The 23,314-nt window shown below is 69.8% G+C and carries 26 protein-coding genes; 15 read left to right on the forward strand and 11 right to left on the reverse strand.

Features of this window, described 5'->3' with window-relative positions:
* Window positions 1-77: 77 nt before the first annotated feature.
* The 4 genes from AB0L71_RS15915 to AB0L71_RS15930 all read right to left on the reverse strand — a co-directional run bounded on the left by AB0L71_RS15915 (window position 78) and on the right by AB0L71_RS15930 (window position 3,692).
* Window positions 78-1,004: a LysR family transcriptional regulator gene (locus AB0L71_RS15915; protein ID WP_365242837.1), complete on the reverse strand. Its 927-nt coding sequence runs from the start codon at window positions 1,002-1,004 to the stop codon at window positions 78-80.
* 188 nt (window positions 1,005-1,192) lie between these two features.
* Window positions 1,193-2,338 carry an FAD-dependent oxidoreductase gene (locus AB0L71_RS15920; RefSeq protein WP_365242839.1) on the reverse strand — a complete coding sequence of 382 codons (1,146 nt, stop codon included), beginning with the start codon at window positions 2,336-2,338 and terminating at the stop codon, window positions 1,193-1,195.
* The gene (locus AB0L71_RS15925) at window positions 2,335-2,523 is read right to left on the reverse strand and encodes a ferredoxin (RefSeq protein ID WP_365242841.1); all 189 of its coding nucleotides are present in this window, start codon (window positions 2,521-2,523) and stop codon (window positions 2,335-2,337) included. Before AB0L71_RS15925 ends, AB0L71_RS15920 begins: the two co-directional genes overlap by 4 nt.
* Complete coding sequence (locus tag AB0L71_RS15930) at window positions 2,520-3,692, reverse strand: cytochrome P450 (protein WP_365242843.1); 1,173 nt, start codon at window positions 3,690-3,692, stop codon at window positions 2,520-2,522. Before AB0L71_RS15930 ends, AB0L71_RS15925 begins: the two co-directional genes overlap by 4 nt.
* A 323-nt stretch (window positions 3,693-4,015) precedes the next feature.
* Here AB0L71_RS15930 and AB0L71_RS15935 point away from each other — a divergent pair, with 323 nt between their 5' ends.
* The 6 genes from AB0L71_RS15935 to AB0L71_RS15960 are packed head-to-tail and all read left to right on the forward strand — an operon-like array spanning window position 4,016 to window position 10,757.
* Complete coding sequence (locus AB0L71_RS15935) at window positions 4,016-4,969, forward strand: phosphotriesterase (protein ID WP_365242845.1); 954 nt, start codon at window positions 4,016-4,018, stop codon at window positions 4,967-4,969.
* 36 nt (window positions 4,970-5,005) lie between these two features.
* Window positions 5,006-5,959, forward strand: a complete 954-nt coding sequence (locus AB0L71_RS15940) for a phosphotriesterase (protein WP_365242846.1) — start codon at window positions 5,006-5,008, stop codon at window positions 5,957-5,959.
* An 11-nt stretch (window positions 5,960-5,970) separates the two neighbouring features.
* Window positions 5,971-7,086, forward strand: a complete 1,116-nt coding sequence (locus AB0L71_RS15945; protein WP_365242848.1) for an FAD-dependent monooxygenase — start codon at window positions 5,971-5,973, stop codon at window positions 7,084-7,086.
* A 4-nt stretch (window positions 7,087-7,090) separates the two neighbouring features.
* Complete coding sequence (locus AB0L71_RS15950; protein WP_365242850.1) at window positions 7,091-8,014, forward strand: alpha/beta hydrolase; 924 nt, start codon at window positions 7,091-7,093, stop codon at window positions 8,012-8,014.
* A gap of 34 nt (window positions 8,015-8,048) precedes the next feature.
* Complete coding sequence (locus AB0L71_RS15955; RefSeq protein ID WP_365242852.1) at window positions 8,049-8,990, forward strand: MBL fold metallo-hydrolase; 942 nt, start codon at window positions 8,049-8,051, stop codon at window positions 8,988-8,990.
* Window positions 8,991-9,008: 18 nt separating this feature from the next.
* Window positions 9,009-10,757 carry a CocE/NonD family hydrolase gene (locus tag AB0L71_RS15960; RefSeq protein ID WP_365242854.1) on the forward strand — a complete coding sequence of 583 codons (1,749 nt, stop codon included), beginning with the start codon at window positions 9,009-9,011 and terminating at the stop codon, window positions 10,755-10,757.
* A gap of 71 nt (window positions 10,758-10,828) precedes the next feature.
* Here AB0L71_RS15960 and AB0L71_RS15965 read toward each other — a convergent pair whose 3' ends face one another.
* On the reverse strand, window positions 10,829-11,257 hold the full coding sequence (locus AB0L71_RS15965) for a peptidoglycan-binding protein (protein WP_365242856.1): 429 nt from the start codon (window positions 11,255-11,257) through the stop codon (window positions 10,829-10,831).
* Window positions 11,258-11,413: 156 nt separating this feature from the next.
* Window positions 11,414-12,340 (reverse strand): sugar phosphate isomerase/epimerase, encoded by a 927-nt coding sequence (locus tag AB0L71_RS15970; RefSeq protein ID WP_365242858.1) that lies wholly within the window; start codon window positions 12,338-12,340, stop codon window positions 11,414-11,416.
* Between the two features lie 220 nt (window positions 12,341-12,560).
* On the opposite strand from AB0L71_RS15970, the gene iolC reads away from it, so the two are divergent.
* The 5 genes from iolC to AB0L71_RS15995 all read left to right on the forward strand — a co-directional run bounded on the left by iolC (window position 12,561) and on the right by AB0L71_RS15995 (window position 18,991).
* A complete protein-coding gene (gene iolC, locus AB0L71_RS15975) occupies window positions 12,561-13,598 on the forward strand; it encodes a 5-dehydro-2-deoxygluconokinase (protein ID WP_365242860.1) in 1,038 nt (345 codons plus the stop codon).
* A gap of 64 nt (window positions 13,599-13,662) precedes the next feature.
* A complete protein-coding gene (iolB, locus tag AB0L71_RS15980) occupies window positions 13,663-14,544 on the forward strand; it encodes a 5-deoxy-glucuronate isomerase (RefSeq protein ID WP_365242862.1) in 882 nt (293 codons plus the stop codon).
* On the forward strand, window positions 14,541-16,430 hold the full coding sequence (gene iolD, locus AB0L71_RS15985; protein ID WP_365242864.1) for a 3D-(3,5/4)-trihydroxycyclohexane-1,2-dione acylhydrolase (decyclizing): 1,890 nt from the start codon (window positions 14,541-14,543) through the stop codon (window positions 16,428-16,430). The genes iolB and iolD overlap by 4 nt, the downstream gene beginning before the upstream one ends.
* A 12-nt stretch (window positions 16,431-16,442) precedes the next feature.
* On the forward strand, window positions 16,443-17,942 hold the full coding sequence (locus AB0L71_RS15990; RefSeq protein ID WP_365242866.1) for a CoA-acylating methylmalonate-semialdehyde dehydrogenase: 1,500 nt from the start codon (window positions 16,443-16,445) through the stop codon (window positions 17,940-17,942).
* 650 nt (window positions 17,943-18,592) lie between these two features.
* Window positions 18,593-18,991, forward strand: coding sequence for a hypothetical protein (locus AB0L71_RS15995; protein WP_365242868.1), 399 nt, complete (start codon window positions 18,593-18,595; stop codon window positions 18,989-18,991).
* 37 nt (window positions 18,992-19,028) lie between these two features.
* On the opposite strand, the gene AB0L71_RS16000 is transcribed toward AB0L71_RS15995, so the two are convergent.
* On the reverse strand, window positions 19,029-19,412 hold the full coding sequence (locus AB0L71_RS16000; RefSeq protein WP_365242870.1) for a hypothetical protein: 384 nt from the start codon (window positions 19,410-19,412) through the stop codon (window positions 19,029-19,031).
* Between the two features lie 17 nt (window positions 19,413-19,429).
* The gene (locus AB0L71_RS16005; RefSeq protein WP_365242872.1) at window positions 19,430-20,077 is read right to left on the reverse strand and encodes a class I SAM-dependent methyltransferase; all 648 of its coding nucleotides are present in this window, start codon (window positions 20,075-20,077) and stop codon (window positions 19,430-19,432) included.
* A gap of 111 nt (window positions 20,078-20,188) precedes the next feature.
* Here AB0L71_RS16005 and AB0L71_RS16010 point away from each other — a divergent pair, with 111 nt between their 5' ends.
* Together AB0L71_RS16010 and AB0L71_RS16015 are read left to right on the forward strand one after the other, a co-directional pair.
* Entirely contained in the window at window positions 20,189-20,686 is a 498-nt protein-coding gene (locus AB0L71_RS16010; RefSeq protein ID WP_365242874.1) for a hypothetical protein, read from the forward strand.
* A 231-nt stretch (window positions 20,687-20,917) separates the two neighbouring features.
* A complete protein-coding gene (locus AB0L71_RS16015) occupies window positions 20,918-21,184 on the forward strand; it encodes a hypothetical protein (RefSeq protein ID WP_365242876.1) in 267 nt (88 codons plus the stop codon).
* A 60-nt stretch (window positions 21,185-21,244) separates the two neighbouring features.
* Here AB0L71_RS16015 and AB0L71_RS16020 read toward each other — a convergent pair whose 3' ends face one another.
* From AB0L71_RS16020 to AB0L71_RS16030, 3 genes are all read right to left on the reverse strand, one after another.
* Entirely contained in the window at window positions 21,245-21,487 is a 243-nt protein-coding gene (locus AB0L71_RS16020) for a hypothetical protein (protein ID WP_365242878.1), read from the reverse strand.
* Window positions 21,488-21,567: 80 nt separating this feature from the next.
* Window positions 21,568-21,711 carry a hypothetical protein gene (locus AB0L71_RS16025; RefSeq protein ID WP_365242880.1) on the reverse strand — a complete coding sequence of 48 codons (144 nt, stop codon included), beginning with the start codon at window positions 21,709-21,711 and terminating at the stop codon, window positions 21,568-21,570.
* A complete protein-coding gene (locus AB0L71_RS16030; RefSeq protein ID WP_365242882.1) occupies window positions 21,708-21,935 on the reverse strand; it encodes a hypothetical protein in 228 nt (75 codons plus the stop codon). Before AB0L71_RS16030 ends, AB0L71_RS16025 begins: the two co-directional genes overlap by 4 nt.
* A gap of 116 nt (window positions 21,936-22,051) precedes the next feature.
* Here AB0L71_RS16030 and AB0L71_RS16035 point away from each other — a divergent pair, with 116 nt between their 5' ends.
* Together AB0L71_RS16035 and AB0L71_RS16040 are read left to right on the forward strand one after the other, a co-directional pair.
* The gene (locus AB0L71_RS16035; protein ID WP_365242884.1) at window positions 22,052-22,969 is read left to right on the forward strand and encodes a helix-turn-helix transcriptional regulator; all 918 of its coding nucleotides are present in this window, start codon (window positions 22,052-22,054) and stop codon (window positions 22,967-22,969) included.
* Window positions 22,875-23,090 (forward strand): DUF397 domain-containing protein, encoded by a 216-nt coding sequence (locus AB0L71_RS16040; RefSeq protein ID WP_365242886.1) that lies wholly within the window; start codon window positions 22,875-22,877, stop codon window positions 23,088-23,090. Before AB0L71_RS16035 ends, AB0L71_RS16040 begins: the two co-directional genes overlap by 95 nt.
* Window positions 23,091-23,314: the final 224 nt, after the last annotated feature.

Raw genomic sequence — 23,314 nt, forward strand, 5'->3', positions numbered from 1 at the left:
CCCCCGGGACGGGGAGTGCGGGGGCAGGGCCGTGCCGTTCAAGCGGTTCCGCCCGGCCCGGTGCGGCGGTCCGCGCCTCAGAGCTGCGTCGCGACCTCGAAGAGCAGCGCCCGGAGCCATTCGATGAAGTACTGATCGGCCAGCCGGGGATTCCAGACCATGTCGATCCCGAGCCCCGGGAGCGGGAACGGGAACTCCTCGATCCGCAGCTCGGAGAGCGTCCGCATGGTGGCGGCCACCTGGTGGCGAAGGAGAGCGACGCTGCCGCCCGCGCGGGCGACCAGGAAGGGCACCAGCAGGAAGTCGGAGACCAACTCGCCGACGCGGTAGGGGACACCCATGTCCTCCAGCACCGAATAGGGGAAGACCCGCCGGTCGGTGTCGACGACGATGTGCGGCTGGGTGGTCAGGAGGTCGAGCGCGCTCGCTTCGGGTGGCGCGTCCGGCGAGGCCACCACCACACAGCGGTCGTTGTACAGGCGCTCGCGCGGGTACGGAGAGAAGTGCCCCTCGGAGATCAGGACGACGTCGACGCCCTTGTCGGTGAAGGTGGCCTCGGTCGGCACCGTGATCGTCCGCAGACGCAGCAGGACGTGCGGAGCACGCTCGGCCATGAGCCGGGTCAGCCGAGGGGCGACGACGAACGCCGTGCTGTTCGTCATGGCGATCGTGATGACGCGCCGGTCCGTGGCGGGATCGAAGCAGGGGAAGTCGACGATCTGTGCCGCCTGTTGCAGCGCACTGCGCAGCGGCGCGATCAGTTCCAGCGCGCGCGGGGTCAGGGTCACGCCCGCCCCCTGCCGGACGACGAGGTCGTCGCCCAGCAGGCGTCGCATTCTCGTGAGGGCATGGCTCATCGCCGGCTGTGACAGGCCGACCCGCTCCGCCGCCCTGGTCACCGAACGCTCCTCCAGGAGCGCGAGGAGCGGGACCAACAGGTTGAGGTTGACCGAGGCGAGCCGGTCCAACCCCGAACCCGTGGTGCCTTCTTCGGTGTCGTCCATGGAGTGAACTCTAGGGGCGTGTTTCGAAAGTAGCGTCGTCTGCCCGAAGGGCAGGCTCGGCGGCGTCTGGTGCGTGCGATCGCAAGGCGGAGGGTCGCCCCGATACCGGGTGTATCGGGGTGAGCCCGACAACGCGGCGAGCGTGCGTGCCAGGCGTCGCCGAGCAGGCGGGACTTTCGAAGCACGCCCTAAGCGGCCTGCTGCGTCATGCGGCGCAACCGGGGCATCGGGATCCGGTAGTTCAGTGCCGCGGCCACACCGGTGCCGTCCTCGTGCGGCCAGCGCATCAACGCCGGGCCACCGCCGGGCTCTCCGTCGACGTACTCCGGTTCGCCCTCCAGCGGGAGATGGCCCACCGCCTTGAGGCTCAGACCGAACTGCTCGGTCCAGAAGTACGGCTGGAACCGGAGCGGCGGCGCGTCGTCACCGTGGAGGAGTGCCCGTGCCGCGACCTTCGCCTGTTCGATCGCGCTGCTCCACAAGGGGAGGCGGCGCAGGCCCTGCGGGGTGGGGAAGGCCGCGAGGTCCCCGACGGCGGCGACGTCGGGGCGGACGAGCCCGTGCGAGTCGACCGGGACGGCGCCGCGCACCACGAGGCCCGTGTCCGCGAGCCACTCCGTGTTGGGGATGTCGCCGACGGCGGACAGGAGCACCTCCGCCTCCAGGACCGAGCCGTCGTCGAGGACGGCGCGAGCGCTTCCGTCGTGCCGTTCGAGCCGTGCCGATCCGGGGGTCTCGACGATGGTGAGCCCCTGCTCCCGTGCGGCCCTGACGAAGACATCGGCGAGGTACGGGCCGAGCTGGAGCAGCAGCGGCGCCCCCTGGGAGACGAGGGTGACCCGGCAGCCCGCGGCCAGGCAGCCCGAGGCGATCTCCATCCCGAGCGGGCCTCCGCCGATCACGAGGACCGAGGGCCGGCCCGCCAGCCGGCTGCGCAGGGCGAGCGCGTCATCGAGGCCGCGCAGGGTGAGCTCCTCGGGAAGGTCGGACAGGCGCCGCGCCCGGGAGCCGGTGGCCAGGACGAGACGGTCGTACGGCAGCGCCGTACCGTCGTCGAGCGTGACGAGCCGCTCGTCGAGCCGGAGTCCGGTCGCGCGTACGCCCAGAAGTTCCTTCGCCCCGTGGCCGGCGGGCGGCAGTTCGTGCGACGACAGGTCGTCGCTGTCGAGCAGGAGCGCCTTCGACAGGGCCGGGCGGCTGTACGCCGGGTGCGGTTCGTCGCCGACGATGGTCAGCTCGCCGTCGAAGCCGGCCTCGCGGAGCGTGTCGGCCGCAGTGAGTCCGGCAATCCCGTTGCCGACGACGACGACGCGGTCCATCCGGTCGCCGTTCATACGATCCTCAGCGCCGCGACCGGACACACCCGGACGGCGGCGTTCGCCAGAGCGGCGTCGGCCTCGTCGACCTGCTCGCGGTCGAGCACCAGCTCGCCCTCGTCGTCGAGGTGCATGAGCTGCGGGGCGGCCTCCTCGCACAGGCCGTGGCCCTCGCAACGGGGGCGGTCAAGAACGATCTTCATGCGGGAATCACCTCCAGGACGGGGAGCTCCTCGATGCTCCGGGTGATGTTGCTGGGAACGCGGACCTCGGGCCCGACGACGAGGCGCTCGACGCGCCGGGACAGCGCCTCGATCACGGCGTGGGCCTCCAGGCGGGCGAGTCCCTGGCCGGCGCAGCCGTGCGGGCCGTAGCCGAACGACAGGTGGTCGACCGGATTGCGCTCCACGAGGAAGGCGTCCGGGTTCTCGTAGTGCCGGGGGTCGCGGTTGCCCGCGCCGAACAGGATCGCGATCTGCGCCCCCGCGGGGATGACGGTCCCGTCGATCTCGACGTCCTGGGTGGCCCGTCGGCCCCAGGCGTGGACGGGGGCCCAGAAACGCAGCGCCTCGTTGAACGCGGCCGGCACCAGCGACGGGTCCTCGCGGACCAGGGCGAGCTGGTCGGGGTGGGAGCCGAAGAGGGCGACGAGGTTGCCGATGGCGGCAATGGTGGTGTCGACGCCGGCCCCGAGGTACTGGTGGATGATGTGACCGGCCGTGTCGGGCGGGATGGTGCCCCGGGCCTCGGCGTCGAAGATGCCGCGGCCCACGGAGCCTTCGGCCAGGTCGGTGGCCCTGACCTGGGAGCACCAGGCGTAGAGCTCGCCGGCGATCGGGAAGTTGTCGGCCGTGCGCTGGTTCATCGGCCCGATGACCTGCATGGCGGCCTGCCCCCAGCGGAGCATGTTGTCGCGCACATGGCCGGTGAAGCCGATCAGGTCCGCGACGATCTCCAGCGGGAAGGTCCGGGCGAGTGCGTCGATCGCCTCGAAGGAACCCTTCTCGACGAGCTCAGCGACCAGAGCGTCGGCCTTCGCCTCGATCTGCCCCTTCAGGCCGCGCAGCGCACGCGGCGAGAGGTTCTCGGTGAGCGTGGCCCGCAGCTGGGTGTGGAGCGGCGGATCGGAGGCGAGCGAGGTGCCGGTGAGGGCCTCGTTGGCCATCGGGTTGAACCCGATCGAGGTCGAGGAGAACGACTGCCAGTCGGCGAGCGCGCCACGGATGACGTCATAGCGCGTCAGCGCGTAGACGTCGTTGCCGCGGAGGTGGACGACGGAGCCCTGTTCCCGCAGCTCGGCGTAGACGGGGTACGGGTCGAGGAGGACCTCGTCGGCGAAGAGGTCGATGTCCGAGGTGGGTGGGGTGCTCATGCCCCCAGTGAAAGTGGCAGACCTTACATCCAACAAATGAATGTTTTGCATGCGGCGACATGCACGTCATGCATGGCCCGGCTCTCCATGCCGCGGGGCCTCCGTGGCCGTCGAAGCGCCCCGCGACTGGGTTCCCGCCCTGCTTGCGGGCGACACGCGGCCGCCTCCCACCGTCGAGTACACCCTCCGCGTACATTGTTTTTTCTGTGTGTTCAATTCATTGACGCCGTGTAAAACGAGTGGCTAGTGTGCCAGCAGCCAACAGGGTGCAGCGCATCCCACCCGGACACGTGAGGGCAGGCATGAGCGTCAAGAGCAATACCGTGAACACCGTTCTGGGCCCGGTGCCGGCCGAGGAACTGGGCGTCGTCTCGGTCCATGAGGCGCTGCTGTCGGTGGTGCCGGGTGCGGAGTACGCCTTCGACATCACCATCGACCGCGCGGAGATCTTCGAGATCCTCGCCGCGAAGCTGACGGACTTCCGCGCCCACGGCGGCGGCACGATCGTCGACAGCACCGGCATGTTCCACGGCCGGGACGTCCGGCTGTACGAGAGCCTCTCCCGTACGACCGGCGTGCACATCGTCGCCTCGACGGGCCAGGGCCCGGAGGAGTCGCTCGGCGGCTACTTCCTCACGCCCCAGACCAACCCGCCGACGCCGTGGCCGGCCGACAAGTTCGCCGACCTCTTCACCAAGGAGGTCGTCGAGGGCATGGTGGTGCCCCGCGTGGAGCGGCGCGGCGGGGCCGGCCTGGTCGCCACCGTCGCGACCCCGGAGGGCATGACCGCGACCGACGAGAGCCTGTTCCGGGGTGCGGCCCGGACCGCGCTGAGCACCGGCGTCGCGGTCTCCCTCCAGTACGGCAGCGACGCCGTGCACGACCTCGACGTCGTCCTGGACGAGAAGCTCCCGGCCGACCGGGTCGTCGTCGGCGGACTCGACCGCAAGGACGCCGTCGCCGCCGGCGCGCCCCAGGAGATCGCCCGCCGGGGCGCCTACGTCGCGTTCGACCACGTCGGCGTGGAGGACGAGGCCCATATCGCCGACGCCGAACGCGCCGCCCTGGTCGTCGAGTTGGTGCGGGCCGGCTTCGGCCACCGGATCCTGCTGTCGAGCAGCGCGACCGGGGTGGCGAAGGGGCATCCCGGCAACGACCTGCCGTACAGCTACGTCCTGACCACCTTCGTCCCGCTCCTGAAGGCCCAGGGCCTCAGCGACGAGGACGCGCAGCGGATTCTCGTGGACAACCCGCGCGAACTGCTGTCGGTGCGCTGAGCGACCGTCAAGTCTCTTTCTTCGAAGGTGAGTGTTGTGTCGAGAGTGAACACCGTCCTGGGGCCGATCCCGGCCGAGGAGCTGGGCCTTGTCGCCGTCCACGAGCACGTCGGCTACGGCATGCCCGGCTCCGAACTGGACACGAAGTGGTGGAAGACCCCCGAGCAGCGGTACGAGGAGACCGTCCCGAAGCTGCGGGCCTTCCACGAGTACGGCGGCGGCACGTTCGTCGACGCGACCGGGATCTGCAACGGCCGTGACGTCGACTACTACAAGTCGCTGTCCGCGAAGACCGGCGTCCACATCGTCGCCTGCACCGGCTTCGTCGGTGGCGACACCGCCCTGCGGCACTTCGCCCAGGCCGATGTGGACTACCTGACCCAGCAGTTCGTCCACGAGATCACCGTCGGCATCGGCAACACCGGCAGCCTCGCCGGTGTCATCAAGGTCGGGGTGAGCCGCGGCGGCCGGATGACGGACCTGGACAAGCGCATCTACCGCGCCGCTGCCCGCGCCTCGCTCACCACGGGCGTGCCGATCCTGACCCACCTCGCGATCGACGCCGAGAACGCGATCGCGATCTTCGAAGAAGAGGGTCTTCCGCTGCACCGCGTCCTGTTCGGCCACGTCGACGACGGTGTGAACGCCGACAAGACCCGGGACGTCTGGATCGCCGAGCAGGGCGGCCGGATCGGCTTCGACACCTTCGGCTACGAGACCGAGCTGCCGGACCCGCCGTTCTGGGCCCGCCCCCGCAAGGAACGGCTCGACCACTTCCTCCGGTTCATCGGCGAAGGCCGGATCAACCAGGTCCTCGCCTCGGCCGACGCCAACTGCAGCCCGCTGGGCTGGCCGGGCGTGAAGGGCCACACCGTCAACTACATCTTCGAGGACCTCATCCCGGACCTCCGCGCCGCCGGCCTCGACGAGGCCGCGATCAAGACGATCTTCGTCGACAACCCGGCCGACTTCCTCACCATCCAGAAGTAGAGAGAACCACCATGCAGCTCTCAGACCTGAAAAACCTGAAGATCGCCATCGTCGGGGCCGGGTACGGCGGCGCGGCAGCGGCCAAGGCCCTCAGCCTGCTCGGCGCCGACGTCAACGTCTACGAGCAGGCGAACCAGATCCGGGAGGTCGGCGCCGGCATCGGCCTGCGTCCGTCCACCATGAACTGGTTCCGCAAGTGGGGCATCTTCGACGCGATCGCCAAGGTGACCTCGCCGAGCGACTACTTCGAGATCCTCACGGCCACCGACGAACGGATCATGAAGGAGGCGTGGCCGGTCGCGGGCGAGCAGGTCCACACCCACCTGATCCACCGCGGCGACTTCATCGAGGCGCTCCTGGGCGTACTCCCCGAGGGCATGGTGCACCTCGGCCACAAGCTGGAGAGCATCCAGGACAACGGCGACCGCTCCGTCCTCACCTTCGCCAACGGCAACACGGTCGAGGCCGACCTGGTCGTCGGTGCCGACGGCATCAAGTCGGTGGTGCGCCAGCAGCTCTTCAGCGACAAGGGCCCGGTGTTCTCCGGTGAGCACGCCTACCGCGCCGTGATCTCCGCCGACGACGCCTACGGGATGGTCACCGACGACAACCTCCGGATGTACATCGGCCGGGGCACGAAGGTCTACCTGCTGCCGCTGCGCCACCGGGGCCAGGTCTCGTTCGACATCACCGCCCTGTGCCCGGACAGCACCTGGGCGCCGCAGATCACCAAGGACGACCTCCTGGCGACGGTGGAAGGCTTCGACGAGCGCATCGTCAACATCACGCGCGACCTCGACATGGACACCGTCAACATCCGCGCGGTCTACGACATCGACCCGGTCGACACCTGGCACTCGGACTCCGTCGTCCTCGTCGGCGACGCCGCCCACTCGATGCTGCACCACCAGGGCCAGGGCGCGAACTCGGCCATCGAGGACGCCGGCGCGCTCGCCGAGGCCCTGCGGGAGGCGGACTCGGTGAAGGAGGCCCTGGCCCTGTACCAGGCCACCCGCAAGCCGGTGACCGACGAGCTGCAGCGCATCTCGCGCTCGGGGTGGACCGAGGAGGAGATCGACGACGTCTTCCCCGGCCAGAAGCCCGCAACCGTTGCCGGACAGGAGTGACCTGATGCCCCTGCATCCCGAGATCGCCAGTTTCCTCGCCGGCCTGCCGACCCCGCCCGAGGGGCCGCTCGACCCGGTCGCCATGCGCGCCGCGGACGAGGCCCACGTCGCCCCCGTCGAGGAGCGCCTGCCGCTCCACGCGGTCGAGGACCTGACCGCACGGACTGCCTCGGGTGACGTACCGGTGCGGATCTACACGCCGACCGAGGCCGACCGCCACGGTGTGCTGGTCTACTTCCACGGCGGCGCGTTCTTCCTCGGCAGCCTGGAGACGCACGACCACGTCGCGCGCTCGCTGGCGAAGGAGACCGGGCTCACGGTCGTCTCCGTCGGCTACCGCCTGGCGCCCGAGGCCGCCTTCCCGGCCGGTCTCGACGACTGCTACGCGGTGGTGCGCTGGGTCGGCGAGGAGGGCGGTGTCCCGACCTGGGACGGCACGACCCTCGCCCTCGCCGGCGACAGCTCGGGCGGCAACTTCGTCGCCGCGGTCGCGGCCCGGGCCCACGACGACGGCTTCGACCGGATCACCCACCAGATCCTCTACTACCCCTCGCTCGACCTGGACTTCGACGTCGACCGCTACGCCTCGCTGCGGGAGAACGCCGTGGGCTACGGCCTGGAGACGGCGGGGCTGAAGCCCTTCAACGCCTTCTACCTCGACAGCGGCGCCGATCCCGCCGACCCGCTGGTCTCGCCGATCAAGCGCGCCGACCTCGGTGGGCTGCCCCCGGCGCTCGTCCTCACCGGCGAGTTCGACCCGATGCGCGACGAGGGCGAGCTGTACGGGCAGCGACTGGCGGAGGCCGGCGTGGACGCCACGGTGAGCCGGTACGAGGGCGCCGGGCACGGATTCGTCCAGCACTTCTCCTGGCTCCCGGAGTACCACCAGGCCTTCACCCAGACGCGCGACTTCCTCAGTCGCCGCTGACGGCACACCCGCGTACGAGTTCGGAAAGAGGGCCATGACGCACGAAGTCTCCGTCCATCCCCTGTTCTCCCCCTGGGGACGGTTCGGTCTCTACAGCTTCTTCATCGACGCTCCGGAGCCGGCCATCGTCGACACCGGCATCGCCACCTCGCCCGCCGAGGGCATGGCGCCCGCCCTGGAGGCGATCGGGCGCCGCATCGAGGACGTGCGATGGATCCTGCTGACGCACGGTCACATCGACCACGTCGGCGGGGCGTACGCCCTGTGGGAGCTCACCGGCCGACGCGCCAAGGTGGTCATCCACGAGGCCGACGCGCCCATGCTCCGCTCGCGGCGGGCCCATGTGGAGGAGTACCTCGCGGCGCGGGGCCAGTACCTGGGCGACCCCGAGGGCGAGGCGAAGGTGACCGCCGCCGGGAACGCCGTCATCTCCGGGGAGATGGAGCCCTCCCTGCTGGTCAGGGGCGGGGAGACGCTCTCGCTCGGCGGCGATGTCACCGTCTCGGTGCACTCGATCCCGGGCCACACGCCCGGGTCGGTCGCCTACGTCGTCGACGGGCAGCAGTCGGTGTTCGTCGGGGACTCCGTGCAGGTCCACGGCGCGGCCAACGGCTTCCCCGGCTACACGGACCCGGTCGCCTACCGCACCAGCCTGGAGTACCTGCGCGACGAGATCCGCCCGCGGCACCTGTACCTCGGGCATCCCTACCGCCGGGCCGACGGCACGCCGTACGACGTCGAGCTCGACGCCGACCAGGCCCAGGAGGCCATCACCCAGAGCCTCACCATCGAGGGCCGTGTGAACGCGGCCGCCTGCGGCTGTCTGCAGGCCGGCCTGCCGGAGACGGACTCGCCGTACTCGCCGTTCGCCCGCGCCGCCGCGGACCTCGGCTACACCGGCGACCCCACGCTCGAGCCGTCGCCGTTCTTCACGTCGATGCACGGCTACCGCACGCACCTCGACCAGAACTCGTGACACAGGAGCTTCGCACTCATGACTGACTTCCAGACGATCCGAGCGGGGGAGCAGGACATCGCCGTCCGCAAGGACCTCCGGGTCCCGATGCGGGACGGTGTCACGCTGGCGGCCGACACCTACAGCGGCGTCGACGACAAGCCGCGTCCGGCGCTCGTCGCGCTCAGCCCGTACGGCAAGGAGCTCCAGGCGCTCGCGCTCACCACGCCGCCGCAGCGGCGCCCCAGCCCGATGTGGGACGGCTGCATCGAGGCGGGTGACATCGCGCGCGTCGTCAAGGAGGACTACGTCCACGTCATCGGCGACCTGCGCGGCTCCGGCGCCTCCGAGGGCGAGCACATCGGCAACTACAACGCCGGTGGCGTCTCGCTCGGCCAGGACGCGTACGACTTCATCGAGTGGGTCGCGGCCCAGCCGTGGTGCGACGGCAACGTCGGCATGATCGGCATCTCCTACTTCGGCTCGATGCAGGTGCTGGCGGCGGCCGAGCGTCCGCCGAGCCTCAAGGCGATCTTCGTCAGCGGCGGTCACTACGACTTCTACGAGACCACCTACCACGGCGGTGTCATGTGGTTCATGCCGCGCGCCGCCCGTGAGGGACGCGGCGGCGACTCCGGCTGGGCCTTCACCGACGGCGTCAAGTCCCGCATGCTGGAGACCTATTCGCCCGAGGAGATCAAGGAGCGCGTCGCCAAGCGGCTCCAGGACCCGGACGTGGCCGCCTGGCCGAACCTGTTCCATGTGCTCAACTACCCGAAGAATCACGAGGCCTGGTTCGACATCGTGATGAACGAGGTCGACGGCGAGTGGTACGAGGAGCGCAACCCCATCACGCTCGCGCCCCGCATCGACATCCCGGTCTGGCTCCAGATCGACCAGGGCCGCGGCTGGACGATGGACGGCACCATCGAGACGTACCACGCCCTGAAGGGCCCGAAGAAGCTCGACATCGGCCCGTACCCGCCGATGCAGTCGCGCCCCTTCATCGAAGAGCACGACAAGATGTTCCGCTGGTACGAGTACTGGCTCAAGGGCATCGACAACGGCATCATGGACGAGCCCGCCGTGACCGTCCACGTCGAGGGATCGCGCGAGACCGTCACCGGTGCGCAGTGGCCGCCGAAGGACATCGAGCACAAGTCCCTCTACCTGCGCCCGCGCCGCAAGCTCTCCTTCGAGCCCGAGCTCATGGGCGCCGAGCACGCCGCGCCCGACGGCTTCTACCAGGCACCGCTGACGGTGACCGACAAGGTGGAGATCCTCAGCTGGAGCACCGCCCCGTTCACCGAGCCCACCGAGATGATGGGCCAGGGCGCGGCGCACCTCTTCGTGGAGATCGACCAGCCCGACACCAACTTCATCCTGCGCATGTGGGACGAGGCCCCGAACGGCAAGCGCCAGCTCCTCACGACCGCCTACCTCAAGGCATCGCACCGCGAGCTGGACGAGGAGCGCACCACGGAGGGCGACCCCTACCACCCGCACACCCGCGCGGTGCCGGTCGAGCCGGGGAAGATCGAGGAGTACGTGCTGCGGGTCTACCCGTTCGCGGCGACGTTCCTGCCGGGGCACAAGCTGGTCGCGGAGCTCTCCAACGACGAGCCGCTGGCCGACGAGCACAACGCCCTGCTGCCGCCGGACGCGTTCCACCTGCCGGTGGGCCGCCCCGTCACGCACAAGATCTACCGTGACGCCGCGCACCCGTCCCGGCTCGTGCTGCCGTTCACGACGACGGCGAAGACCCGGGCGGGCTCCGCGGACGACTGAGAAGGAGACCGGCCCTCTCCTCCTGACGCGTCACCGACGCGTCAGGAGGAGAGGGCCCCGGCGTTGCCCGGTCACACCGGCGGATAGGGCAGAGGGCTCGTCCGCGTCGGCCCCGCGTGCCAGAGCGCCGACCAGGTGACCGGGGTGACCAGGCCGCTCGGCAGGAGCGGCGGATGGTCCGCCTGGAAGCTCTGCACGGCGAGCAGGGTCCGGGGCCCGAACGTTCCGTCGACCGCGGTCCACGGCAGATAGTGACGGTTGGCCAGCATGCACTGCACCTGGGAGACCCGGTCGCCCTGCTCGCCGTACACGGTCAGTTCGTCGCCCTCGTAGAAGACGCAGACGGCCCCGGACCCGGGCGGTGGCGTCGGGGCGCCGGAGTCGGCCGAGGCGCCCGGGGCGGCGGTGAAGCCGGAGGTCAGGGCGACGGTGGCCACGGCGATGGCGGCCAGGGCCGAGACCCTGGCGGTCCTGCGGAACGACAGCATCTTCCGGATCATGGTGAGCTGCTCCTGGTGCGGTGGTGGTACGGGCGGGATGGTGCGGGTGGTGCCGGTGCGACGGGGTGCCGGTGCCCGGCCCGAGCCGCGCACCGTCCTCACCGAGCACAACACCGCGTACCGCCCGTACGTCACTGTCCGGGCCCGCTCGGCGTGTCAGGGCGCCGGGCGCGGGCTGCCGCAGGAACGCAGGAACTCCCGGGTGCGGCGGGCGATGGGGAAGGGCCGGTCGGGCGGGCACGGATACATGTCCTGCTCGACGATGGCGAAGAGATCGGCGTCCAGCTTCCGGGCGGCGGCGAGCACGGGCTCCAGCGCCGGCACCCCGCCCGGCGGTTCGCACATCACCCCGCGCGCCACGGCGGGCCCGAACGGCACCTCCTCGGCCACGACGTCGGCCAGGATCTCCGGATCGACCTGCTTGAGGTGCAGATAGCCGATCCGTTCCCCGTAGGTCTCGATCAGTTTCACGCTGTCGCCGCCGCAGTAGGCGTAGTGGCCGGTGTCGAGACAGAGCGAGACCAGGTCGGGATCGGTGCCGTCGAGGAACCGGCTGACGTTCTCCTCGCTGTCGACATGGGTGTCGGCATGCGGATGGACGACGATGCGCAGCCCGAAGCGGTCCCGCACCTCGCGGCCCAGCCGCTCCGTCTGGGTGGTGAGGAAGCGCCACTGCTCCGCGGTGAGCGTGCGCTCCTCCAGGAGTTCACCCGTCCGGTCGTCCCGCCAGAACGACGGGATGACCACGAGATGCCCGGCGCCCATCGCCTGGGTGAGAGCCGCGACATCGGCGACCTGGGCCCAGGTCCGGTCCCAGACGTCCGGCCCGTGGTGCAGTCCGGTGAAGACCGTGCCCGCCGAGACCCTGAGCCCCCGGCGGCCGGTCTCGTCGGCGAGGCGGGCCGGGTCGGTCGGGAGGTACCCGTACGGGCCGAGCTCGATCCACTCGTAGCCCGCTTCGGAGACCTCGTCGAGGAAGCGGTGCCAGGGCACTTGCCGGGGATCGTCGGGGAACCACACCCCCCACGAGTCGGGTGCCGAACCGATACGGATACGGGCCGGAGCCGATGCCGAGGAGGTCATGCCGCCCAGCCTCTCGGCCCCCGGGATACGTGTCAATTATTCGCGCATATGTCTGGACAAAACGTTGACAGGTTTCCAGGGAAGAGGTAGGGGGTGTCCTGTGGATCAGGCGGGATCGGGGCGCGTCATCCAGGCGCCGTGAGTCCGACACGTTCCACGGGACACCTCCTGGACCTGGACGGGGGAGCAGCCGTCCCGGTCGCCGCTCGAAGGGATGCAGATGCCTGAGCCGTACGACGTGATCACCATGGGCCGGATCGGCGTGGATCTCTATCCCCTCCAGGCCGGTCTGCCGCTGGCCCGGGTCGACACGTTCGGAAAGTTCCTCGGCGGCTCACCCACCAACGTCGCCGTCGCGGCGGCCCGGCTCGGCCGGCGGACCGCGGTGGTGACCCGTACCGGCCGCGACGCCTTCGGGGACTATCTCCACGACCAGTTGCGGGAGTTCGGGGTGGACGACCGGTGGGTGACGCCGGTCGACGCGTATCCGACGCCGGTCACCTTCTGCGAGATCTTCCCGCCGGACGACTTCCCCCTCTACTTCTACCGGCAGCCCAAGGCCCCCGACCTGGAGATCCATGTCTCGGAACTCGACCTCGACGCGGTGCGCTCCGCCCGGGTCTTCTGGATGACGGGCACGGGGCTGTGCGCCGAACCGAGCCGTACCGCGACCCTGGCCGCCCTGCGCGCCCGCGACCGGTCCGGCATCACGGTCTTCGACCTCGACTGGCGCCCGATGTTCTGGCCCGCGGCGGACCGGGCCACCGCGGAGGAGACCTCCTCCCCGGCCGCGGACGTCCCCACCGCCCGCTACCGCGAGGCCCTCGCCCTCGCCACCGTCGCCGTCGGCAATCTCGACGAGTGCGAGATCGCGACCGGCGAGCGTGAACCGTACCGGGCCGCCCGCGCCCTGATCGCCGCAGGGGTCGAACTCGCCGTCGTCAAACAGGGCCCCAAGGGTGTGCTCGCCGTCCACCGCGACGGCACCGTGGCCGAGGTGCCGCCGCTGCCCGTCGAGGTCCTCAACGGGCTCGGCGCCGGTGACGCCTTCGGCGGGGCGCTCTGCCACGGACTGCTCGCCCGATGGGGAACGGAACGCACCATGCGCTATGCCAACGCCGCCGGCGCCATCGTCGCCTCCCGGCTCGCCTGCTCCTCGGCCATGCCGTTCCCGCACGAAGTCGAAGCGGCCCTGACCGAAGGCGCGGTCGTCCCCCCACCCACAGGAGCCACGGGAGTTACCGGAGCCACCCCATGACACCCCGACCGCATCGGCCCCCGAGAAGCACGGCCGGAGGCCGGGGAGCGGGTAGGGAGGAAGCATGACGACGCACAACCCCTCGCTCCACCACCTCCGTGCGGGAAGCGCCGCAAGCGGCCCCTACACCCTCGACATCGACCCGAAGCGGGCCGGCTGGGACCGGTCGAGCCTGCGCGTGCTCGATCTGGAGCCGGGTGGAGTTCACACCCTCGTCACCGGGGAGAGCGAGTGGATCATTCTGCCGTTGTCCGGTGGCTGTACGGTGCACACCTCAGATGAGATCTTTGAACTGCTGGGCCGGGAAAGTGTGTTCAGCGGGGTGTCCGACTTCGCGTACGTACCGCGTGACGCCCAGGCACAGATCGCCTCCGGCGCAGGGGGCCGCTTCGCCCTGGCAGGAGCGAAGTGCGAGCGACGACTCCCCGCTCGTCACGGTCCCGCGTCGGAGGTTCCCGTCGAACTGCGCGGCGCCGGGAACTGCTCCCGCCAGGTGAACAACTTCGCCGCCGCCGACACCTTCCCCTGCGACCGGCTGATCGCGGTCGAGGTCCTCACCCCGGGCGGCAACTGGTCGTCCTACCCTCCGCACAAGCACGACGAGCACCGCCCCGGCATCGAATCCGTGCTGGAGGAGATCTACTACTTCGAGGTGGAGCACGACGGCCTGGGCTACCACCGGGTGTCACCGTCGAGGGACGGCGGTACGGACGTCCTCGCCGAGGTCCGCAGCGGCGACGCGGTCCTGATCCCGGACGGCTGGCACGGCCCGTCCATCGCCTCACCCGGCCGCACCCTCTACTACCTCAACGTGATGGCGGGCCCGGGGGAGAAGCGGGAGTGGCTGATCAGCGACCACCCCGACCACGCCTGGATCCGTGAGACCTGGCCCGCCCAGCCCGTGGACCCCAGACTTCCGTTCCCCGGCCCGGAGGCCACCGCATGAGCACGCCACGCACCCGCCGGCTCACCACCGCCCAGGCCCTGGTGACCTTCCTGGCCCGCCAGTACACCGAACGCGACGGGCACCGGCAGCGCCTGATCGCCGCCACCTGGGGCATTTTCGGCCACGGCAACGTCGCCGGAATCGGTCAGGCACTGGTCGAGTCGGGCCCGGCGATGCCCTATCTCCAGGGCCGCAACGAGCAGGCCATGGTGCATGCCGCCGTCGGCTACGCCCGCCAGTCGGGGCGGCTCTCCGCCCACGCCGTCACCACCTCCATCGGCCCCGGCGCCACCAACCTCGTGACCGGCGCCGCCCTCGCCACCATCAACCACCTCCCCGTCCTGCTCCTGCCCGGGGACACCTTCGCGACCCGGCCCGCCGACCCCGTCCTCCAGCAGCTCGAAGTCCCCTTCGCGGGCGACCTCTCGGTCAACGACTGTCTGCGCCCCGTCTCCCGCTACTTCGACCGGATCACCCGCCCCGAGGCCCTGATCCCGGCCGCCCTCCAGGCCATGCGGACCCTCGCCGACCCGGCGGAGACCGGCGCGGTCACCCTCGCGCTGCCGCAGGACGTGCAGGCCCAGGCGCATGACTGGCCCGAGGAGTTCCTCGCCGAACGCACCTGGCACGTCCGCAGGCCCGCCCCCGATCCGTACGAACTCGACCGCGCGGTACGGGCCGTGTCCACCGCCCGCCGGCCGCTGATCGTGGCGGGCGGCGGCGTTCACCACAGCGCGGCCGAGGAGACCCTCGCCGCGTTCGCCACCGCCACCCGCATCCCCGTCGCCGCCACCCAGGCCGGCAAGGGCTCCCTGCGCCACGACCACCCCGCCGACGTCGGAGGCATCGGCCACACCGGCACCGCGACCGCCGACGAACTCGCCCGCACCGCCGACCTGGTGATCGGCATCGGCACCCGCTACTCCGACTTCACCACCGCCTCCGGCACCCTCTTCGCGAACCCGCAGGTCCGCTTCCTCAACATCAACATCACCGGCTTCGACGCCCACAAGCTCGGCGCACTCCCGCTCGTCGCAGACGCCCGCACCGCCCTCGAAGCCCTCGCCGCCGAACCGGCCCTCCGCACCCACCGCGTCGACCCGTCCTACGAGGCCGAGTACACCGACGCCAAGGAGAAGTGGGAACGCCGCGTCACCGCCGCGTTCACCGCCGACGACCCGCACGCGCGCCCCACTCAGGCCCAGGTCCTCGGCCTCCTCGACGACCTCGTCACCGAGGACGACATCCTGATCAACGCGGCCGGCTCGCTCCCCGGCGACCTGCACAAACTCTGGCGGACCCGCTCCGTGGACCAGTACCACGTCGAATACGGCTACTCCTGCATGGGCTACGAGATCCCGGCCGCGATCGGCGTCCAGCTGGCCGCCCCCGACCGCCCCGTCTGGGCCCTCGTCGGCGACGGCACTTACCTGATGAACCCCACCGAGATCGTCACCGCGGTGCAGCAGCGACTCCCCGTGAAGCTGATCGTGCTGCAGAACCACGGCTACGCGTCCATCGGCGGCCTCTCCGAGACCGTCGGCGCCGAACGCTTCGGAACGGCCTACCGCCACCGCGCCGCCGACGGCACCTTCACCGGCCCGCCGCTCCCCGTCGACCTCGCGGCCAACGCGGCCTCGCTGGGCATGCGGGTGCTGCGTACCAGGACCGTGCGTGACCTGCGGGAAGCCCTGGCCGAGGCGCGTACCGAGGACCGTCCCACTTGTGTCTACGTCGAGACCGAAACGGCAGACACAGTGTCGGCCCCGCCCCCGGCGCAGGCGTGGTGGGATGTTCCTGTAGCCGAAACGGCCACCCGGCCGTCGGCCGTGAAAGCCCGGGAAGAGTACGACCGCCATGTCGCCGACCGACGCCATCACCTCTGAAGGAGTTTGGACATGAAGACCGTCAACCACTGGATCGGTGGCAAGACCGTCGAGGGCGCGTCGGGCAACTACGGCCCGGTCACCGACCCGGCCACCGGCGCCGTCACCACCCAGGTCGCGCTCGCCTCCCTCGAAGAGGTCGACGCCGCGGTCGCCGCGGCCAAGGACGCCTACGCCACCTGGGGCACCTCCTCGCTGGCCACCCGCACGGCCGTCCTCTTCCGCTACCGCGCGCTGCTGGACGCCCGCCGCGAGGACATCGCCGCACTGATCACCGCCGAGCACGGCAAGGTGCACTCGGACGCGCTCGGCGAGGTCGCCCGCGGTCTGGAGATCGTCGAGCTGGCCTGCGGCATCACCACCCAGCTCAAGGGCGAGCTGTCCACCCAGGTCTCCAGCCAGGTCGACGTCTCCTCGATCCGCCAGTCGCTCGGTGTCGTCGCCGGCATCACCCCGTTCAACTTCCCGGCCATGGTGCCGATGTGGATGTTCCCGCTCGCCATCGCCTGCGGAAACACCTTCGTCCTCAAGCCCAGCGAGAAGGACCCGTCGGCCGCCAACCTGCTGGCCGAGCTGGCCGCCGAGGCCGGTCTGCCGGACGGCGTGCTGAACGTCCTGCACGGCGACAAGGTCGCCGTCGACGGCCTGCTGACCCACCCCGACGTGGCCGCGGTCTCCTTCGTGGGCTCCACCCCGATCGCCCGCTACATCCACGCCACCGCCTCCGCCAACGGCAAGCGCGTCCAGGCGCTCGGCGGCGCGAAGAACCACATGCTGGTGCTCCCCGACGCGGACCTCGACGCCGCGGCCGACGCCGCCGTCTCCGCCGCGTACGGCTCCGCCGGTGAGCGCTGCATGGCGATCTCCGCGGTCGTCGCCGTCGGCTCCATCGCCGACGAACTCGTCGCCAAGATCAAGGAGCGCGCCGAGAAGATCAAGATCGGTCCCGGCAACGACCCGACGTCCGAGATGGGCCCGCTGATCACCGCCGCCCACCGCGACAAGGTCGCCTCCTACGTCACCGGCGCCGCCGCCCAGGGCGCCGACGTCGTCCTCGACGGCACCGCCTTCACCGTCGAGGGCTTCGAGAACGGCCACTGGATCGGCCTCTCCCTCCTCGACAACGTCTCCACCGACTCCGACGCGTACAAGGATGAGATCTTCGGCCCGGTGCTGTGCGTCCTGCGCACCGAGACGTACGAGGAGGGCGTCGCCCTCATGAACGCCTCCCCGTTCGGCAACGGCACCGCGATCTTCACCCGCGACGGCGGCGCCGCCCGCCGCTTCCAGCTGGAGATCGAGGCCGGCATGGTCGGCGTCAACGTGCCGATCCCGGTGCCGGTCGGCTACCACTCCTTTGGCGGCTGGAAGGACTCCCTCTTCGGCGACCACCACATCTACGGCAACGACGGCGTGCACTTCTACACCCGCGGCAAGGTCGTCACCACCCGCTGGCCCGACCCGGCCGACGCCCCGGCAGGCGTGGACCTGGGCTTCCCGCGCAACCACTGACCGCCCCTGGTTCCGCTGTCCCACTGCGCCGACGGCCTGTACGGAAGCTGTGTCCGTACGGGCCGTCGGCGCAGAGAGGCGGCGGTCGTCCGCACCACCGGCACGCCCACGGACTCGCACCGGCCCGTATACCCGTGGTGCCGCGCCGCTGCCCCGCCTACGCTCCCTCCCATGCGCAGCGTCTTCGCGTTTCCCGCGGGTGAGCGGGATGAGATCACCGCGTTGCTCGATCGACACCTGCCCCAGCAGCGCGATCCGTGGACTCTTGACGGCAACCTCTCCATCGAGATCGACGACGAACGGACCGGCTGCCTCTTCTCCGACTGGAGTCCAGAGAGCCGATCGGAGCGCGAACGGGTGATGGGCCTTGATCACGAGTCGATGCGTGGGGGCCTGACGGCTCCCCGTCCGGCAGATCGGATCCGATCGCGCGCGCGGCCAGGCAGTCCTTTAGGTCCGACTGGGCGGCAAAAGTTTCCCTACTCCATCAAGCACGCGAGTCTCGCCGTGAGTGACCGCTGCCCGAGGCATTCACCCATGTGGGCTGATCGACATCGCCGCGCACGCCCTGCGTTCCTACGGTCGGAAGGGACGGGGTGCGGTCATCTTGTTCGGGAGACCCCCACAGGCTGCGCCCGAGGGAGGCAACCGTGCTCCGAATACCCGCTGCCGCCATCGCAGGCTGCGTCGTGTTGGGATTGTCGTCCCCCGCCGCGATGGCGACCGAGGACCCCAACCCCATCGGCACCGTTTTCCCCAAGACCGCAAAGCCCGGCGCAACCGTCATCGTGACCCTGCGCAACTGCGAGGACCCCAGCCAGGGCGGGCGTGCCGAGGGCGCGCTCATCGGAGGCGAGACCACGGCAAGATCCCCCATCGGCATTACGGAGCTCAAGCCCGACATCACCGGAGAGTCCCCCTCGGGAACGCTCGTTGGCATAACCAACATCAACGAACATGCCAAGCGCGGAACCGTGGAGAGCATCTACATGGCCTGTGCGTCGAACCCGAACAATGCCGCCGAGACCACCATCACCATCGAGCCCTGAGAGTTGTCCCGTCAGTGGGTTCCGTGGTCGGTGGGCGTCAGAGGAAGGCCAGGGGGACGTCCTTCTCGACGCAGAGCCGCAGGACGCCCGCCAGCTGGCGGGCGTCCTCGATGTGTTGCTGGAGGAGCTGGTCGTCGGCCTCCCGCGCCCACTGGTTGGTGATCGCCTCCAGCCGGAGCAGAATCGAAGCGCACGCGGTGGGCGAGAGGTCGTCACCGCTGTCATCCGGATGATTGAGGAGTGGCTCCAAAGCGGTGGACACGTCGCTCCACGGGCGCTCGCCACCGAAGCCCCACATCTCGGAGAGGACGAACCCCTCGGTCTCGGCCAGGCGCCGCCGGAACGCGGCAAAGCTGCTGTAGGACCAGGAGACATCCGGACTGCTGTTGTCTCCGCCGTCCGGGAAAAGAACCAGCCCCATGTGCCCTCCCTGCTTTCTCAGGCTTTGCGGGCGAGCAGTTGAATCTCCTGGAACTGTCGCCGGTCGGTGGGCTCAGGCTCACGAACCATCCGCGCCACCTCCGTCAACCCGGACGTGCGCAGCATCGCGGCGAGGTGGTCAGGTGACCACCGATAGGCCGGCGTGACCGCGTGATCGAAGACCTGCGTCGGCTGCGACGGCCCCTCGCTTGCCGAGAAGCCGAGCAGAAGGTGACCACCGGGGGCCAGCACACGGTGGAACTCTGCCAGGACGGCGGGGAGTTCCTGCGGCGGAGTGTGAATGATGGACCACCGTGAGAGCACGCCGCCCAGCACGCCGTCGGCGATGTCCAACGCGGCCATCGAGCCTACGTCGAACCGCAGGCCCGGATAGGCCTGTCGAGCCAACTCGATCATCACGGGAGAGGTGTCGATGCCGAAGACCGCAAGGCCCAACTCGTCCAAATAAGCAGTGATATGGCCGGGTCCACACCCCAGGTCTGCGACCTCGCCGCCTCCGCCTGCAGTCACGACTTCGGCGAAGGCGTTCAAGACCGCGCGATCCAGGGGCCTGTCATGCAGCGAGTCGCGGAACATCTCCGCATAGGTGGCGGCAGCGGCGTCGTAGGCCTCGCGGGTGGTGTTGAGGACATCGTGTTCGACCATGCCCGCGACAGTAGTTCGTGGCGCTGGGGCGGGCCGACAGAATCGCGATCTCGCGAGCAATGACACTCCTGAGTCGATCACCACTCAGCAGGAGTTCAGAGAGGGGGATGCATGAACCCAGCAGACGACCAGGTGGACGCAATCGTTCTGAGCGCCGAAGAATACGACGCAGTGCGCGCAGCCCTCACCGTCGTTGCCGACCCTCGCGTCGGCAGACAGCCGCCCACGCTCAACTCTCTGCTCGAACAGTGGAGCGACATGACCGCGGATCTGGAGCAGGAAGGCTACTCGGATTGCGCACCCGAGTTCCACCACAGCATCTGGTGCCGCAGCGCCCTCGCGAAGGTCTGGCCGCTGCTGCCCTTGCGTGTCCGGTCGATCAGACAGTCCGAGCTCGACTGCATCGACGAGCGATATCGCCAGGCCACAGTTCCCTGGCCTGGCCGCCCCGACGACGGGGCCGGGTGGTGGGGCCGGCGGGTTCCCCGTCGCCTGGAGGTCGAGGCATCGGAGTACCGCGAGGGAGACTGGCCCGCGGGTTGGGAAACAATGCCTTTTCCCAGGCCGGCGGCCGTCGAGGTCATCACGTGGGGTGATGTGCCCGAATGACCCGATCAACGGCACTCATGCTGTATCGGGCAACGTCCGCCTCGTCGCGGGTCCGGTCCAGGCGGAATACTCAATCCGATACCACCGCACATCAGTCAACGACATGACCGGCCCAGCACCGGTGTTCCGCATGAACCGGCCTCGCGGCAGGATGGGTGCGTGATACCTCCCCGACTGCTGTGGAGCGACCCTCGCCCCACTCCTCGGTTCAACCGGCAGGAGCCTGCGACCGTGATCGTTTGCGATCCCGGCTTCTACGAGCCGAGAGAAGCGGATGACTGCTGGAGGTTCGGGTACTTCTGCCAGACGCATGACCGCCCCTACCGGCACGAGTCCTGCGGGGAAGGGGCACATCTCGTCGCCCTGCACTGCTACGAGCACGGGCCGGAGAACATGTGGCCGCAGCCGGAGATGCTTCTGTTCCCCGAAGGATTCGATCCCCTGCTGAGCGACACACAGCTGGTCTGGGTGCAGGCACGGTGGGACGACGCGCAATAAGCGCGGACGTCAGTCAGGCCCTGGGCCACGACCACCGGACCCGCTACGAGTACCTCAGTGTCAGACCCGACCGACGCCGCCCCGCCGAGCCGGCTGCATGCGGACCACCCGGACGGGACGTGACCGCCCCAGCACATACACGTTGCCGTCCTCGAACTCCAGTCGCTTACGGTCAGGTTGGACCCCGCGCACATCGCAGACCGTGTGCGGGGTGCCGCCCACGCTGATCACATCGCCGACGCGTACGCCGTCCCCGGTGACGACCACGTTCCGGGCAACGGTCTGGACAACGGACTGCCGCATGTTCTCTCCTGTTCCCTGTGGGCCCGCTCCCCGCCGGGGAGCCACTGCCAGGTGATACGCCACCGGCGGGGAGCGGGGGGTCAGCGTGGCCGACTGGCGCTCTGCTTGTTGGCCTCACGGACCTTGGCGAGCAGCGCCGCATGGCGCTGCTCGCCCTCCGCCGGCTCCACCGGCCCGTCCTCGTCCCGCGGTGTCGGTTCCGGGGTCTCCGGTCCCGCGCTCATGCGGCGTTCCGCTTGAGCGCGTCGGTGAGTTGGCGGGCCGTCTCGACGTTGCAGCGCCCCAAGGTGATGAGCGGCGCGGGATGCTGCGCGGCCAGCGAGGCGCCGTCGATTCCCAACGACGGCAGGCGGACCCCCACCGCCACGAGCGCGTCCCGCAACTCGTCGTGTACCCCCTCAGCTTCCCTGATCCGCTCGGCCGCAGCCATGCGTGAGGTCGTTCCCATGTGCCCTTTCCTTTCGAGTGGTTGGCGTACGGGTTCCGACCATCAGCATCGGTGAGTGACGCTACGGTCACCAGAGGTAATGGTTTTCAGGGCGTCACGGAAAAACGGGGTCCCCCATGCCCGCACCCAAGGAACTCGACCCGACCCAGTCCCTCGCCGCGCTGTACGGGGCGCTGCTGCGCAAACTCCGTACGCGTGCTGGGTGGACGCAGCGCGAACTCGGCGACCGGATCCCGATCGCGCACAGCCGGATCGCCCAGTTCGAGCTGGGCAACGAGACCCCGGCTCCGAACGTGGCCCAGGCGTTGGACCGGCTGCTGAAGGCGGAGGGCGACCTCCAGGGCCTGTGGCACCACGTGGTGCGGACGCCGATTCCGGACTGGGCCCGGCGGTACGTGAGTTTCGAGCCGCAGGCTCGGAAGATCCGAACGTTCTCGGTGCATATCGTGCACGGCCTGCTCCAGACCGAGCCGTATGCGCGGACGATCATCGGCGGAGCTCGCCCGAGCGTCGGCGACAAACTGGAGAAGATGCTGGCAGCGAGGCTTGCTCGCCAGCAGATTCTGGGTACCGATGAGTCCCCATTGCTGTCGGTGATCCTCGACGAGGCGGTGCTGCGGCGCCGTGTCGGAAGCCGGGCCATTATGCGCGGGCAGTTGGAGCATCTGCTGTACGCCGCAACGGAGTGGGGGCGTGTGACGCTGCAAGTGCTTCCGTTCGACCACGGCGAAGCGCCCATCATGGGTGGGTCGACGACCGTCCTGTCGTTCGCGACCCAGCCCGACGTCGCGTATGTGGAGAGCGCCTACTCGGGGGAGTTGATCGAGCATGCTGGGACGGTCGAGGAGTTCGCCTTAGCATTCGATGAACTGCAGGCTCTGGCGTTGTCGCCGCAGGCATCCGCCGGGCTGATCCGATCCGTTGTGGAGGATGAGTACCGTGACGTACGACTACCGGCTCGGTCTGCGCGCCGCCGTCTGGCGCAAGTCCAGCTACAGCAACGGGCAGGGCGGGGAATGCGTCGAGGTCGCTGACGGCTTTGCCGATGCGCTCCCCGTCCGCGACAGCAAGGTTCCGCACGGTCCGGTGCTCGTCTTCCCGGCCGAGGCATGGACCGCGTTCGTCGCCGGGCTGAAGGCCCCCGGCCGCCTCTGAGATCGCAACCCACAAGCCCCGGAATCCCCGAGGATTCCGGGGCTTGCGCATGCCCGCAACTCACTCGCACATAGAACACCGCACCAACATCTGTATCGGTCAGCGATACAAAATATGCAAATTCTGGGCATTGGTGGCAAAGGTGTACCGTGGTGGAGACATTTCGGCAGGCTCCAGCACGTGGCTCGGCTGTCGTCACCCGCACGTCGCGCCTTCGCCCCTGT

This window comes from Streptomyces sp. NPDC052052 (assembly GCF_040680455.1).
GTDB lineage: Bacteria > Actinomycetota > Actinomycetes > Streptomycetales > Streptomycetaceae > Streptomyces.

Coding starts and splice junctions, on each gene's coding strand:
- AB0L71_RS15915 (WP_365242837.1), bottom strand. CDS start 1,004: ATGGACGACACCGAAGAAGGCACCACGGGTTCGGGGTTGGACCGGCTC.
- AB0L71_RS15920 (WP_365242839.1), bottom strand. CDS start 2,338: ATGAACGGCGACCGGATGGACCGCGTCGTCGTCGTCGGCAACGGGATT.
- AB0L71_RS15925 (WP_365242841.1), bottom strand. CDS start 2,523: ATGAAGATCGTTCTTGACCGCCCCCGTTGCGAGGGCCACGGCCTGTGC.
- AB0L71_RS15930 (WP_365242843.1), bottom strand. CDS start 3,692: ATGAGCACCCCACCCACCTCGGACATCGACCTCTTCGCCGACGAGGTC.
- AB0L71_RS15945 (WP_365242848.1), top strand. CDS start 5,971: ATGCAGCTCTCAGACCTGAAAAACCTGAAGATCGCCATCGTCGGGGCC.
- AB0L71_RS15950 (WP_365242850.1), top strand. CDS start 7,091: ATGCCCCTGCATCCCGAGATCGCCAGTTTCCTCGCCGGCCTGCCGACC.
- AB0L71_RS15955 (WP_365242852.1), top strand. CDS start 8,049: ATGACGCACGAAGTCTCCGTCCATCCCCTGTTCTCCCCCTGGGGACGG.
- AB0L71_RS15960 (WP_365242854.1), top strand. CDS start 9,009: ATGACTGACTTCCAGACGATCCGAGCGGGGGAGCAGGACATCGCCGTC.
- AB0L71_RS15965 (WP_365242856.1), bottom strand. CDS start 11,257: ATGATCCGGAAGATGCTGTCGTTCCGCAGGACCGCCAGGGTCTCGGCC.
- AB0L71_RS15970 (WP_365242858.1), bottom strand. CDS start 12,340: ATGACCTCCTCGGCATCGGCTCCGGCCCGTATCCGTATCGGTTCGGCA.
- iolC (WP_365242860.1), top strand. CDS start 12,561: ATGCCTGAGCCGTACGACGTGATCACCATGGGCCGGATCGGCGTGGAT.
- iolB (WP_365242862.1), top strand. CDS start 13,663: ATGACGACGCACAACCCCTCGCTCCACCACCTCCGTGCGGGAAGCGCC.
- iolD (WP_365242864.1), top strand. CDS start 14,541: ATGAGCACGCCACGCACCCGCCGGCTCACCACCGCCCAGGCCCTGGTG.
- AB0L71_RS15990 (WP_365242866.1), top strand. CDS start 16,443: ATGAAGACCGTCAACCACTGGATCGGTGGCAAGACCGTCGAGGGCGCG.
- AB0L71_RS16000 (WP_365242870.1), bottom strand. CDS start 19,412: ATGGGGCTGGTTCTTTTCCCGGACGGCGGAGACAACAGCAGTCCGGAT.
- AB0L71_RS16005 (WP_365242872.1), bottom strand. CDS start 20,077: ATGGTCGAACACGATGTCCTCAACACCACCCGCGAGGCCTACGACGCC.
- AB0L71_RS16010 (WP_365242874.1), top strand. CDS start 20,189: ATGAACCCAGCAGACGACCAGGTGGACGCAATCGTTCTGAGCGCCGAA.
- AB0L71_RS16020 (WP_365242878.1), bottom strand. CDS start 21,487: ATGCGGCAGTCCGTTGTCCAGACCGTTGCCCGGAACGTGGTCGTCACC.
- AB0L71_RS16025 (WP_365242880.1), bottom strand. CDS start 21,711: ATGAGCGCGGGACCGGAGACCCCGGAACCGACACCGCGGGACGAGGAC.
- AB0L71_RS16030 (WP_365242882.1), bottom strand. CDS start 21,935: ATGGGAACGACCTCACGCATGGCTGCGGCCGAGCGGATCAGGGAAGCT.
- AB0L71_RS16035 (WP_365242884.1), top strand. CDS start 22,052: ATGCCCGCACCCAAGGAACTCGACCCGACCCAGTCCCTCGCCGCGCTG.